The organism is Colwellia sp. 75C3, from assembly GCF_002836255.1.
Lineage (GTDB): Bacteria > Pseudomonadota > Gammaproteobacteria > Enterobacterales > Alteromonadaceae > Colwellia.
Genome location: NZ_PJAU01000033.1, coordinates 609,223 through 623,282, shown reverse-complemented (window position 1 = coordinate 623,282; position 14,060 = coordinate 609,223). Strand labels below are relative to the sequence as shown.

Genomic DNA, 14,060 nt, shown 5'->3' with positions numbered 1-14,060 from the left:
CTGGCTTATACTCACAATAAAATTTATTTAACTCAAAAAACTTAAGTCTTAAGCTAACTTACCGTGACATTGCTTATATTTTTTACCTGAACCACATGGACAAGGTTCATTTCGACCTACACGAGGAGTTTGTGCCTGCTCGTTAGGGCTTGATGCTGATTGATGCTGAAAATCCATTGGTACTTCTTCAGACTTTCTATGTTGCTCTTCAACCGCTTCAACATCTGATTCAGCACGAATTTGTACTTTAGACAAAATTCCCACTACATCGTATTTCAAGTTATCTAACATTTCAGTAAACAGCTCAAATGATTCACGCTTAAATTCTTGCTTTGGATTTTTTTGTGCATGAGCACGCAGTCCAATACCTTGACGAAGGTGATCCATGGCTGATAAATGTTCTTTCCAATGCGAGTCTAAGCTTTGTAACATTACTGCTTTTTCAAACTGACGCAATACATCAGCACCAACCGCTTCTTCTTTATCTTTATAAGCTTGTTCAAACTCAGTAATGATCTTTTCACGCAAACTTTCTTCATGAAGCTTGCTGTCATCTTCAAGCCATTTAGCGACAGTTAATTCAGTTGAGTAATCACCTTTCAATTGTTCTTCAAGGCCCTGAACATCCCACATTTCGTCTAATGATTGACGCGGAATGTGCTGGTCAATAACACCGTTAATCACATCATTACGAATCGCACTGACTACTTCGCCAATTTCTTCATTATCAAGTAACTCATTACGTTGCTCGTAGATAACACCACGTTGATCATTAGCAACATCATCATATTCTAACAACTGCTTACGCATATCAAAGTTACGACCTTCAACTTTACGCTGAGCATTTTCAATACTGCGGGTCACCCAAGGATGTTCAATCGCTTCACCATGTTCCATGCCCAACTTACGCATCATATTAGAGATACGTTCAGAGGCAAATATACGCATCAATGAATCTTCCATTGATAAGTAAAAACGGGTAGAACCTTCATCACCTTGACGCCCTGAACGGCCACGAAGCTGATTATCAATACGTCGAGATTCATGACGTTCTGTCGCTACTATATGTAAGCCACCTAACTCAAGTACACGTTCATGATCAATTTTCCACTGTGCTTTAACTTTAGCTAGTTCTTCTTCACTAGGATTACTTAACTTAGCTATTATGGCATCTAAATTACCGCCTAAAACGATATCGGTACCACGACCAGCCATGTTAGTCGCTATAGTCACCGCGTTTTCTTTACCTGCATCCGCAACAATTTCAGCTTCTTGTTGATGGAACTTAGCGTTAAGTACCTTGTGTTTGATTTTTTCTTTTTTCAAGAAGTCTGATAAAAACTCAGAGGTTTCAATCGCAATGGTACCTACAAGTACTGGTTGTCCTCGTTTCACACAATCTTGAATATCAGCTAAAATAGCTTCAAATTTTTCGTCTGTTGTTAAGTAAATCAAATCAGGCATATCCTTACGAACCATTGGCTGGTTGGTAGGAATAATAACTGTCTCTAGACCATAAATGTGACTAAACTCAAAAGCTTCAGTATCTGCCGTTCCTGTCATACCTGACAGTTTTTCATAAATTCGGAAATAGTTTTGAAAGGTTATAGAAGCAAGTGTCTGATTTTCATTTTGAATATTAACACCTTCTTTAGCTTCAACTGCCTGATGAAGACCTTCAGACCAACGACGGCCTTCCATCGTACGGCCAGTGTGTTCATCAACAATGACTATTTCATCATCTTTTACAATATAATCGACATCTTTATGAAAGAGTTTATGAGCACGAAGTGCAGCCATAACATGATGTAATAAAGTAATATTAGCGGCTGAGAACAGAGTATCACCTACCGTTAATAATTCTTTTTCAACCATGATCTCTTCAATGTGAATTTGACCACGTTCAGTTAAATAAACTTGTTTTGCTTTTTCATCAATAGTGAAGTCACCCGTACTTTCTTCACCTTCTTTATCTTCTTCTTCTTGCTGCTCGAGCGTCGGTACTAAAGTATTAATAATTTTATACAGTGCCGAGCTATCTTCAGCTTGACCTGAAATAATAAGTGGCGTTCTTGCTTCATCAATTAAGATTGAATCGACTTCATCAATAATTGCAAAATGTAGTGGTTTTTGAGCGCGTTCTTGTGGAGAGAACACCATATTGTCACGTAAATAATCAAAACCGAATTCGTTATTGGTACCGTAAGTAATATCTGATTGATAAGCAGCTTGCTTACCTTCAGTTGTCATACCGGCAACGTTACAACCAACAGTCATCCCAAGAAATTCAAATAAAGGGCGACTCCAATCCGCATCACGTGTTGCGAGGTAATCATTCACGGTAATAACGTGAACACCTTTATCCGTTAAGGCATTTAGGTATGATGGTAAGGTAGCGGTTAATGTTTTACCTTCACCGGTACGCATCTCAGCAATTTTACCGTCATTAAGCACCATGCCGCCAATCATTTGTACATCAAAATGACGCATACCAAAGACTCGTTTACTGGCTTCTCTGACTACAGCAAAGGCTTCAGCTAATAATTGCTCTACCGTTTCACCTTGAGTAAATCGCTCTTTAAACTCAATGGTTTTCGCTTTCAATTCTTCATCACTTAACGCTTCTAAAACAGGCTCGAGTGCATTTATTTTAGTTACTTCTTTGCCCATCTGTTTTAGTAATCTATCATTTCGACTACCGAATATTTTTGTTAACAAACTTCCAAACATCTTATTTAAACCATTAATTGAGAATTATTAGTGGCTATACCCATGATACTTCAAAATGCGATTTTCAGGATAACTGAGCGACTCATGATCAAGGCACATCTTTTTATTAAGGGTTATTCCCTTAAAAACAGATGCAACGAAGCGCATGATTTGCTCAGTCGTCCCCATAGGGCTGGTTTAGAAACGTTTTATGCTACGTTATTGGTTTCGACAATGGAACAACCATTCTCTTCAATCAATGCCTTACCTAAAGACGTTTCTAATTCCAGCTGACTCCTGCATTTTGAGGTGACATGGGTATATACTAACCACCATTCGTGAATTATTATGATAACCGCTTAACGTTTCAACCGGTTACTTCCCTTTTCGATAAACAAACTTAATTGGGTCAATTTGTTTATTATTTCGTAATATTTCATAATGAACATGTGGTCCAGTTGAGCGACCAGTACTGCCCATTCGTGCAATTTTTTGCCCTTTATTTACGACATCACCGACATTTACCAGTAAATCTTTATTATGACCATAGCGTGTAGTTAAACCATCACCATGATTTATTTCAATTAAATTTCCATAACCATAGCGCTTACTTGCCCAAGTGATAACGCCTGCTGCCGTAGCAATAATAGCGGTATCTTCTTTACCCGCAAAATCGATGCCTTTGTGCATGGTTGCTTTACCATTAAACGGGTCTTTGCGGACACCATAATAAGAGGATAACCAGCCTTTGGCTATTGGTCGACCTGATAAGTAACCATTATTTTGTATATGGTGACCAAATGTCAAAGATTCAAGCATTTGTAGTTGTTTTTCTTCGTAATTTATTTTGCTTTCAAAGAGCTCTATTTCAATAAAGAGTTGTTCAAGTGTTTTATCATTAACTAGAAAAGTATTCGATGCGGGTCCACCACTTGCTGGTAGTTGCTTGAAGTTGAATTCTTTCTCGGGAATATTAGCATCATCTGCTAAGCGATCACCGAGAGCATTTAAACGTAATACTTGGCTTTGTAATTCGGCGAGTTTGATAGTTAACGCGGTAATTTTTTGTTCTTTAACTTGCATTGGTACTGAATTAACTTGAGATAACACTTGGTACTTTTCGCTATTAGGTTGTAATTTATTACTGGCAATTAGATGAACGATTAACCCTGAAATTAACGCAAAGGCGCACATAGCGGATAACCAATGCAATTTAGTTAGTCGCATTGAGAATCTGACGTTCTTTCCTCGGTATAGTAGTGTTAAACTCATAGATATCTATTTCGGTTAATTTATTCAGTCAGTTTTATTACTGAATTTTGCTAATTTTTGGTGACAACAATGGCTAGAAAATCAAAAGTCCCTATTAATATGTCAGCCCTATTGCAAACAACGACAGGCACTTTGGCACATATTCAAACAAAAACCAACTCTTTGACTATTTTGGCGGACATTGTACGAAAAATTTGTCCTGATTTACCAGAAGATGCTTGGCATATTGCAAATTGCCGACATGACACCTTAATTATAGAAGTGAAATCTCCGGTTTGGGGGCAAAGATTACAGTTTGAACGTAATACCATCTGTAACGCATTAACAACCAGTACTGATGGTACTTTTAAAAAAATAGAAATCAAAGTTAACCCGCAAGGCTTCCGTCAGCAGCGCCATCAAGTTACCGAAAAAACAAGATCAGATCTTTTACAATTTGCTAAAGCCGTTGCACCAAAAAATAATGCCGTAGTAAATGAAAAAACCGCAAAGCAGTTTCTTGATATAGCGAAGAATGCCCCTAAAGGTCTAAAGGAAAAGCTTGAGAAATTAGCGAGAGTCGCAGGAAGAAAATAAGCTGACAGATATAAGTTAATCAATTGAAGCATGCGTTCACTGTGGTTAATTCATGTTTAAACTCTATTTAAACATGAATTAAACGTTCTTAATGTTCGCACTTCTAAGAATATTGGAAAGATTAAAATGCCGCAGCATTTATTTCCTGGTATTCAATTGGTGAGGTTTTATCACCTTCATATGTTACCCATTCCCATGAATCAGTCTGTTTAAAAACTTCTCTTAATAATAAGTTATTTAAACCATGTCCAGATTTAAAGGCGTTCAACTCACCTAAAATACTTGCACTACACATATAAAGATCGCCAATTGCATCTAGTATCTTATGTTTTACAAATTCATCATCATAACGTAATTCATTTTTATTTAGCATACGATAATTATCAAGTACTATCGCGTTTTCTAAACTGCCACCTAAGGCTAAATTATGAGAGCGTAAAAATTCAATATCTTTCATAAAGCCAAACGTTCGAGCACGACTAATTTCTTTAATAAACGAGCAACTAGAAAAGTCCATGCTCATCGTTTGACAAGTTTTTTCGATAACAGGGTGTTCAAACTCAATAGAAAAATTGACTCTAAAACCTTCGTAAGGCAGTAACTCTGCCCATTTATCACCTTCTTCAACACGGATTGGCTTTTTAATACGTAAAAAGCGCTTAGGGGCATTTAATGTCTCGATACCAACCGATTGAATTAAATAAACGAAAGGTAAAGCACTGCCATCCATGATCGGAATCTCAGCAGAGTCAACATCAACAAACAAATTATCGATACCTAAACCGGCAACTGCTGAGAGTAAGTGCTCAACAGTTGATACCTTCACCTGCTGTTCATTAACCAAACAGGTACATAACGTTGTTTCACCCACGGCTTCAGGCGTCGCTTTGATTTCGACCACAGGGTCAAGATCAATACGACGGAACACAATACCGGTGTTTGCTGGTGCAGGACGGAGAGTAACCTGCACTTTTTCACCTTTATGTAATCCAACACCTACGGTTGAAACACTCGTTTTTAATGTACGTTGCTTAATCATATCAGCCTCGCTTACCTTGCTTTTTATATGTTAATAAATGCAATTGCTCTAGTAAATATCCTATTTAACTTTTTAAGTCATATAGAATAATTCACTCACAGCACTTTAATCGGCGCATAATATATCAAAAAAAAGCACTAAAATCAAAAATACCAATAACAGCCTGAGTTAATTGATATCAATTGAATTATAGTTAGTCAGCTTGTTTACGTAAAAATGCCGGGATATCTAAATAAGTATCTAAGTCCGTTGCCGCAACTTTTTGCGCATTACTATCAGTCATGGCTACAGCTTCAGTAGCAACATTTACCTGTGGTGCAGCTGGCGTATAATCACCACCGACAACTTTTGGCTCTGCCATTGGCATTGGGTTAACTAAAGTAATATCAGGTTTACTTTCAGCGCCAATACCCGTAGCAACAACCGTAACACGAAGTTCATCTGTCATATCCATATCAATGACAGCACCGACGACAACCGTTGCATTCTCAGAAGCAAAGGCTTTTACTGCATTACCAACAGTTTCAAACTCATCGATACTAATATCCATGCCTGCCGTAATGTTAACTAAAATACCGCGTGCTCCGGCTAAATCTACATCTTCTAATAAAGGACTTGAAATGGCTGCATCAGCCGCTTCTTGTGCTCTATCATCACCCGAAGCAGTACCTGAGCCCATCATGGCAGTACCCATTTCAGACATTACCGTTTTCACATCGGCAAAATCGACGTTGATTAAACCTGGACGAGTAATTAGCTCTGCAATACCTTGCACTGCGCCAAGAAGTACATTATTTGCCGCTTTAAAGGCATCCAATAAACTTGTTCCTGGGCCAAGTACTTTTAATAATTTTTCATTCGGAATAGTAATAAGTGAATCAACACTTTTAGATAAAAACTCAATGCCTTGATCGGCATAGTTCATTCTCTTTTTACCTTCAAATGGGAACGGCTTTGTTACTACAGCAACCGTTAAAATACCCATTTCTTTAGCAATTTCAGCAACTACAGGTGCTGCACCAGTACCTGTACCACCGCCCATACCAGCAGCGATAAAGATCATATCGGCACCTTGTAAGGCTTGCTTAATTGTTTCTCTGTCTTCTTCAGCTGCACAACGGCCAATTTCAGGGTTAGCGCCAGCGCCTAATCCTTTAGTGACATCTGCGCCAAGTTGCAAAGTAACATTAGCTGAAGAATTACGTAACGCTTGAGAATCAGTGTTTGCCGTAACAAACTCTACCCCTTCAATTGTTTGTGAAACCATGTGCTCTACAGCATTACCACCACCGCCACCAACACCGATAACTTTAATTGTTGCTTCTTCGCTATGGTCTTCCATTAATTCAAACATATTTCTCTCTCCGTTTTACTTACAATAACTTAAAATACTTAATAAACTGTTGTTAAATATTACTTTATTAACGACAACTCGAGATAACTGTTATTTCCATTTAACAGCTCACAATACAATTTTTTAGAATTCGCCTTTAAACCAAGCATGTATCCTTGACCAAATATCGCCAACACTTTCACGCTTGCTTTTAACACTCTCTACTTCACTTGTCGCCTGCATACCATAATGCAAAAGGCCAACAACGGTTGCGTAACTAGGGTCATTTACATATTCTTTTAACCCTTGTACGGACAATGGATTGGCAATACGAACTGGCATTTGAAAAATTTCTTCTGCAAATTCAAGTACACCTTCCATTTTCGCCGTACCACCCGTTAATACATAACCAGCAGCAATTTGATCTTCTAAACCTGACTCTCTAATTTCATCTTGAATTAGCTCGAACAATTCTTGATATCTTGGCTCAACCACTTCACATAAAGTATGACGCGACATTGAGCGAGCAGGACGACCACCAACACTCGGTACATCAATGCTATCTTCCATACTAACCAATTCTTTTAAAGCGCAGGCATACTGCACCTTAATATCTTCAGCATGGCTTAGTGGTGTTCTAAATATTTTAGAGATATCACTGGTCACCTGGTTACCTGCTACAGGTATTACCGCGGTGTGACGTAAAGTACCACCAGTAAACACTGAGATATCCATGGTGCCTGCGCCCATATCAACAACACACACACCTAACTCTTTTTCATCATCAGTTAACACGGCATAGCTTGACGCCAGCGCTGAAAAAATCAATTGGTCAGCGGTTAAATCACAGCGTTCAACACATTTAACTAAATTTTTAGCCATATCATTGGCACAAGTTACGATATGTACTTTTGCTTCCATACGTACGCCAGACATACCAATTGGGCTTTTAATACCGTCTTGACAATCAATACTGAATTCTTGAGGCAGTACATGCAACATACGACGTTCAGCTGAAATAGGAACCGAACGTGCGGTATGAATAACGTTGTCTATGTCTTCTTGAATGACTTCTTTATCATTAATTGGCACCATGCCATTTTCATTCTGGCAACTGATATGCTTGCCAGATATGCCTAAATAAATTGAGCTTATTTGACAATCAGCCATTAATTCAGCTTCATTGATGGCGCGTTGAATTGCTTGAATAACTAGATTCAAATCATTTACACCACCTTTATCCATACCGCGAGCAGGTTGATTACCAACACCAATAATACTTAACTGGTTGTCTGGCGTGATCTCCCCTACTGCGACAGATATTTTGGAGGTGCCTATATCAAGGCCGACCACTAACTTTCTTTCTGCTGCTTTAGACATTTAACGTAAACTCTTCACTGATTGTGCTTATATTCGGCACTAGTTTTAGATGATTTTTATTGTTATTTTTTTTCAATTTTATCAATGTAATTTTATCTACTGTTTTCCAACCAACAGCCAATCCCGTATCATACCGCAAATCGATGTAATCAACCGCCTGATTTTTCTGTTTTTCCGCAATTATTTTTGCTTTTAGTTGTGCTTTTATTATTGGATAAACGTCCATAAATCGTTGGATACGTTCAACTCTCTCTTCTCGACCTAAATTAAGCGTCACACCATCATTCAAGGTTAACTGCCAAGAGAAGCGTTCACTCAATATTAACTCATCAATTGCTAGCGCTTTAAAATCTAGTAACGCATTGAGATCTCTGTAATTTTTTAGTGCTATTATCTCAGTCCCTTCAGGTCCAAAGAAGTTTGGCAGGTAATGATTAATACGCTCAATATCCGCCTGAAAAACTAGCCCTAGTTGATTGATTAAAAAGTTTCCGTTCCATAATGCCACCGGACTTTGATCAACCACATATATCTTTAATTCATTTGGCCACTGTTTTCTAACCGCTACCGAATAAACCCAAGGTAAAGCGAGTACATGATCTTGGACTTCATTTACATCTACCTGAAAGAAATTGCCCATATCAATCTGATCAATGGCATTGATAATGTCGCTCCGCTCGCTATAAGGCATTTCACCTGAAATGACGATTGACGTTACCGGTGCACTTTCCTGGCCAACAAAGTGCTGAGTAAGCCACCAACTAATTGTTATTAAGCTGAACAACACTACAACAAAAAAGACTAATCCCAAGCCAAAAGACAAAGTACTTTGTTGGCCTTGTTGATTTAATTTTTTATCTTTTTTTTGTTGCTTACTCGCCATAGCCTTTGTCTTACCCTTTGACACTAAGTAGTAAGATTTGTGTCACTAATTCACTGAAATTCAATCCGTATACATTCGCGGCTTTAGGCACTAATGACGTTTCCGTCATGCCAGGTACTGTATTAACTTCTAATATTTGCCATTCGCCAGTACTATTGCGCATAATATCAACGCGTCCCCAGCCCTGAGCGCCGGTTGCATTGAATGCTTTAACAGACAGCGATTTTATGTCATTTTCTTCAGATTCACTTAACCCACATGGGCAATGATACTGTGTACTGCTTGATTGATATTTTGCTTCATAATCATAAAATTCACGTGGTGTTTCCATATGAATTGCAGGTAAAGCCTTATCACCTAAAATGGCAACGGTATATTCTGGTCCATCTATCCAAGCTTCAAGTAATACTTGTGTATCAAAACCAAAGGCTTCAATTAATGCATTTCTCAGCTGTTCAACTGTCTGCGCCTGCGCCATACCAATACTTGAACCTTCATTGGCTGGTTTTACCATTATCCTACCGCCTAAATCAGCAAGGATAGAAGCTAGCGATAAGTTTTCAAAATCGGCTTTATTAACAACAGTAAAAGGTGCAGTTGGTAAGTCACATGCTTTAAATATTTGCTTACTGCGTACTTTATCCATGGAAAGCGATGAACCTAAAACATTTGAGCCTGTATAGGGTATATTTAAATACTCAAGCGCTCCCTGCAAACAACCATCTTCACCACCTCTACCGTGTAGGGCAATAAAAACTCTGTTTACTTTCTTAATCAATAAATCAGTTAATGGCACAGTTTTAGTGTCAATCAGCACAACATCAAAACCAGCAACTTCTAAGCCTTTGGCAATAGCCTGCCCTGAGTTGAGCGATACTTCACGCTCTGCTGAATTGCCGCCATAAAGCACAGCGATTTTCTCTTGCTTTAGCAATGCAAGTGAACTCGCCATTGATAATTCCAAGCTACTGCTCATTACTTGTCACCTTTAACAGTAGATTGAACAGCAGAGTCAATCTGCAATAAGCTATGATCCGCTAAGTTACGTGCTACCGCGCCGATGCTACCTGCGCCTTGGGTTATAACCATGTCGTTATCTTGTAACTGAGTCGCTAATAATTGCGCTAACTTATCTACATCGCTGACGTAAACTGGTTCTATTTGGCCACGTTGACGAATTGAGCGCGCTAAACTTTTGCTATCTGCTGACGGGATTGGTGTTTCGCCTGCCGCATAAACGTCAAGTAAAAATAGGCAATCAACTTCAGAAAGTACTTCAACAAAGTCTTCATATAAATCGCGGGTTCGAGAATAACGATGCGGTTGGAAAACCATTACTAATCGTTTCTCAGGCCAACCTTGACGCATGGCCAATATAGTCGCTTTCACTTCACTTGGATGATGGCCATAATCGTCCACCAACACCATCTCTCCAGCATCAGTTGTTAAAGTAGCTAACTGCTCAAAACGTCTGCCAATACCTTCAAACTCAGTTAATGCCTGACAAATAGCGTCATCACTAACCCCTTCGTCTTTGGCAACGGCTACACCAGCTAATGCATTTAGTACATTGTGCTGACCTGGTAGGTTTACACTCATATCAAGAGGTTCTTGCCCTGCTACTTCTACGGTGAAATGACTAACGCCACCCTCTTGTTGATAATTTACCGCTCTTACATCGGCATCTTCGGAGAAACCATAGGTGATCACTTGTCTACTAATGCGTGGTAATAATTCACGTACTACCGGATTATCGATACATACCACCGCTAAACCATAAAATGGTAAGTTATGTAAAAATTCGATGTAAGTGTCTTTGAGCTTTTCAAAATCACCTTGATAAGTTTCCATATGATCTTCATCGATATTGGTGATAACTGAGACCATAGGTTGCAAGTGTAAAAATGATGCATCACTTTCATCCGCTTCCGCGACCAAATATCGACTACTGCCTAACCTTGCATTCGTGCCCGCGCTATTAAGTAGACCGCCGATAACAAACGTAGGGTCTAATTGCCCTTGAGCAAAAATGCTAGCAATTAAGCTCGTTGTCGTTGTTTTTCCGTGTGTCCCCGCAATAGCTATACCGTGGCGAAAACGCATTAACTCAGCCAACATTTCAGCGCGTCTAACTACAGGTATACGTAATCGCTTTGCTTCAACAAGCTCAGGGTTATCACTATTTATTGCAGTAGATACAACAATAACGCTCGCCTGGGCTACATTCTCTTTCTGGTGACCTATGACAATGTTTGCACCCAACGCAGTTAAACGTTTAACTACTTGGTTTTCACCAATATCTGAACCTGAAATTTGATAACCTTCATTAAGCAATACCTCAGCAATCCCGCCCATGCCAGCACCACCTATGCCAACAAAGTGTATACGTTTTACTCGACGCATTTCAGGTACTTGAGCTGCGGGTGAGTTGGAAAATTTACTTGAATCAGTACTTGAGTGAGTTTGCTTAATCATATTTTCTCTTCGTTATTTCTAAGTTTTGCGCTATTAACTTGTGAAAGCTGTTGACACAATTTTGCTACTTTCATACTTGCATCACGGTTTGCAGCGCCATAAGAAGCTTTAGCCATATTCGCTAAAGTTTCAGGTCGCTCAAATAGCTCGGTAATTAACGCCGTGATACTCTCTTTATTTAATTTATTCTGTGGTAACAACTTTGCCGCTTCACGTTTAACCAGATAAAGCGCATTTTTTGTTTGATGATCATCAACCGCATGGGGTAGTGGTACAAAAATAGCTGGCTTTGCTGCCATCGCTAACTCTGAAACAGTTAAGGCTCCCGCACGACAAATAACAATATCAGCCCACTGATATGCTGTGGCCATATCCTTTATAAACTCGCTGACTTTAATCTTATCCATTGCCAGACTATGCTCTGAATACGATGCGATGACTTGCTCTTTTTTGCCTTCACCTGTTTGATGCCAAATAGAAAAGTTCTCATCGACACTCACTAAATGAGCAAAACTACTCGGCATCACTTTATTTAAAACTTGTGCACCAAGACTGCCACCGACAACTAATATATTCTTACAGGTCTTATGCTCTTCAGCCAAAGTAGATAACGAACCTTGTTGACCAATTGACGCTCGTAAAGGGTTACCTACAACTTCGGCATCAATTCCACTCGCAAATGCATTAGGGAAAGCGCAGCATATCTTGTTGGCAATGCGTGCTAATAATCGATTGCTTAATCCTGCTGCTGCATTTTGCTCATGCACAATGAGCGGTATTTTACTTAGCCATGCAGCTAAACCACCCGGTGCACTGGCATAACCACCCATGCCTAAAACAACATCAGGTTTCACTCTTTTGATAACACGTCTAGCTTGAATCAGCGACCGTAACAATTTAAAAGGCATAACAAACATTGCCACTAATTTTTTGCCACGTAGACCACTTATACTAATAAAAGAAATATCATAACCATGCTCAGGAACAATACGAGCTTCCATACGATCGGCGGTTCCTAGCCAATGGATATTCCAACCTAGCGCTTTAAGCTCATCTGCAACCGCAATACCTGGAAATATATGTCCACCAGTACCGCCCGCCATAACTAACAAGGTTGGTGATTTGCCTTTATTATCTTGGCTATTACTTGGGTTACGGCTAACGGCCATTATTTATCACCACTTTTGCTAGCACTTTTATTACTATTTCTTTTCGAACTAGTCGCCTGAATGCTCTGTAATCTAATCTCATGGTCAATGCGTATTAACAGCACAAGCGCTAAAGTCATTACTATCATCGAACTGCCACCATAACTAATCAGTGGCATAGTTAATCCTTTGGTCGGTACAATGCCGGCACTAGCACCGATATTTACGGCTGCCTGAAAACACATCCAAATACCGATAGCGTAAGCGAGGAAACCTTCAAAATATTTTTCTTTAGCAAGTGCATAGCGCCCTAAAATAAGTGCCTTGTACACCAACGTCATACTGAGTAGCAATACTACACTTATACCAACAAAGCCGAATTCTTCGGCCAAAACAGCCATAACAAAATCGGTATGTGCTTCTGGTAAATATTCTAGTTTTTGTATGCTGTTTCCTAAGCCCTGTCCTAACACCTCACCACGACCATAGGCCATTAATGATTGTGTTAGCTGATAACCACTTCCAAAAGGGTCTTGCCATGGGTCTAAGAAACTGGTCACTCGTCGCCAACGATAAGGTTCAAAGTAAGCAAGCATGCCTAATGAAATCCCACCAACTGAAGACATAGCAATAAACTGCCATAACTTAGCGCCGGCTAAAAATAATAAGCCAAACGTGGTAACAAACATCACGATAACTGTACCTAAATCTGGCTGTAATAATAATAAAACAGCCATAACACCAAAAACAATTAACGGCTTAATAAAACCTTTCATGTTCTCCATTACTTGCTCGCGGCGACGTACTAAATAGGCTGCTAAATAACAAAAGAAAAATAATTTTGCTGGCTCTGCCGCTTGCACCGTTATTGGGCCGAGCACTATCCAACGAGTCGAACCATTTACTGAGCGGCCTATTAGCAATACGGTAACAAGTAATACGATGGCAAAGCCTAATAAATAACTACTATTTTTATGCCACCAAGACATCGGGATTTGTAAGGCTACTCCTGCTATGGCAAGGCTTAAGCCAATATAGATACCGTGACGAATAACAAAATGAAAAGGATTGTTAAATAAGCGTTCAGCTACCGGTATAGAGGAAGAGGCTACCATGACTAAACCAACCATATACATGATCAGTCCCAAAACAATAAGGCTTCGATCAAAAGCGTTTGTACCATATTGATTGGAACCCGTCATATAACGGTTAATCCACTCAGGTAACGGTGGTACTGTCACTTGT

Annotated in this window: 11 protein-coding genes; 1 reads left to right on the top strand and 10 read right to left on the bottom strand. The window is 39.3% G+C overall.

Features of this window, described 5'->3' with window-relative positions:
- Positions 1 to 48: 48 nt before the first annotated feature.
- Together secA and CXF85_RS07075 are read right to left on the bottom strand one after the other, a co-directional pair.
- Positions 49 to 2,730: a preprotein translocase subunit SecA gene (secA, locus tag CXF85_RS07085; RefSeq protein WP_101227806.1), complete on the bottom strand. Its 2,682-nt coding sequence runs from the start codon at positions 2,728 to 2,730 to the stop codon at positions 49 to 51.
- A 354-nt stretch (positions 2,731 to 3,084) separates the two neighbouring features.
- The gene (locus tag CXF85_RS07075) at positions 3,085 to 3,936 is read right to left on the bottom strand and encodes a M23 family metallopeptidase (protein ID WP_232771108.1); all 852 of its coding nucleotides are present in this window, start codon (positions 3,934 to 3,936) and stop codon (positions 3,085 to 3,087) included.
- Positions 3,937 to 4,050: 114 nt separating this feature from the next.
- Here CXF85_RS07075 and CXF85_RS07070 point away from each other — a divergent pair, with 114 nt between their 5' ends.
- A complete protein-coding gene (locus tag CXF85_RS07070; protein ID WP_101227804.1) occupies positions 4,051 to 4,557 on the top strand; it encodes a DUF721 domain-containing protein in 507 nt (168 codons plus the stop codon).
- A 121-nt stretch (positions 4,558 to 4,678) separates the two neighbouring features.
- On the opposite strand, the gene lpxC is transcribed toward CXF85_RS07070, so the two are convergent.
- The 8 genes from lpxC to ftsW form a co-directional block, all read right to left on the bottom strand.
- Positions 4,679 to 5,596 carry a UDP-3-O-acyl-N-acetylglucosamine deacetylase gene (lpxC, locus tag CXF85_RS07065; protein ID WP_101227803.1) on the bottom strand — a complete coding sequence of 306 codons (918 nt, stop codon included), beginning with the start codon at positions 5,594 to 5,596 and terminating at the stop codon, positions 4,679 to 4,681.
- 193 nt (positions 5,597 to 5,789) lie between these two features.
- The gene (ftsZ, locus tag CXF85_RS07060; protein WP_101227802.1) at positions 5,790 to 6,950 is read right to left on the bottom strand and encodes a cell division protein FtsZ; all 1,161 of its coding nucleotides are present in this window, start codon (positions 6,948 to 6,950) and stop codon (positions 5,790 to 5,792) included.
- A 123-nt stretch (positions 6,951 to 7,073) separates the two neighbouring features.
- The gene (gene ftsA / locus CXF85_RS07055; RefSeq protein WP_101227801.1) at positions 7,074 to 8,309 is read right to left on the bottom strand and encodes a cell division protein FtsA; all 1,236 of its coding nucleotides are present in this window, start codon (positions 8,307 to 8,309) and stop codon (positions 7,074 to 7,076) included.
- Positions 8,302 to 9,192, bottom strand: coding sequence for a cell division protein FtsQ/DivIB (locus tag CXF85_RS07050; protein WP_101227800.1), 891 nt, complete (start codon positions 9,190 to 9,192; stop codon positions 8,302 to 8,304). The genes ftsA and CXF85_RS07050 overlap by 8 nt, the downstream gene beginning before the upstream one ends.
- A 10-nt stretch (positions 9,193 to 9,202) precedes the next feature.
- Positions 9,203 to 10,168, bottom strand: coding sequence for a D-alanine--D-alanine ligase (locus tag CXF85_RS07045; protein ID WP_232771107.1), 966 nt, complete (start codon positions 10,166 to 10,168; stop codon positions 9,203 to 9,205).
- Positions 10,168 to 11,667 carry a UDP-N-acetylmuramate--L-alanine ligase gene (murC, locus tag CXF85_RS07040; RefSeq protein ID WP_101227799.1) on the bottom strand — a complete coding sequence of 500 codons (1,500 nt, stop codon included), beginning with the start codon at positions 11,665 to 11,667 and terminating at the stop codon, positions 10,168 to 10,170. The genes CXF85_RS07045 and murC overlap by 1 nt, the downstream gene beginning before the upstream one ends.
- Positions 11,664 to 12,836 carry an undecaprenyldiphospho-muramoylpentapeptide beta-N-acetylglucosaminyltransferase gene (gene murG, locus CXF85_RS07035; protein WP_101227798.1) on the bottom strand — a complete coding sequence of 391 codons (1,173 nt, stop codon included), beginning with the start codon at positions 12,834 to 12,836 and terminating at the stop codon, positions 11,664 to 11,666. Before murG ends, murC begins: the two co-directional genes overlap by 4 nt.
- On the bottom strand, positions 12,836 to 14,017 hold the full coding sequence (gene ftsW, locus CXF85_RS07030; RefSeq protein WP_442871865.1) for a cell division protein FtsW: 1,182 nt from the start codon (positions 14,015 to 14,017) through the stop codon (positions 12,836 to 12,838). The genes murG and ftsW overlap by 1 nt, the downstream gene beginning before the upstream one ends.
- Positions 14,018 to 14,060: the final 43 nt, after the last annotated feature.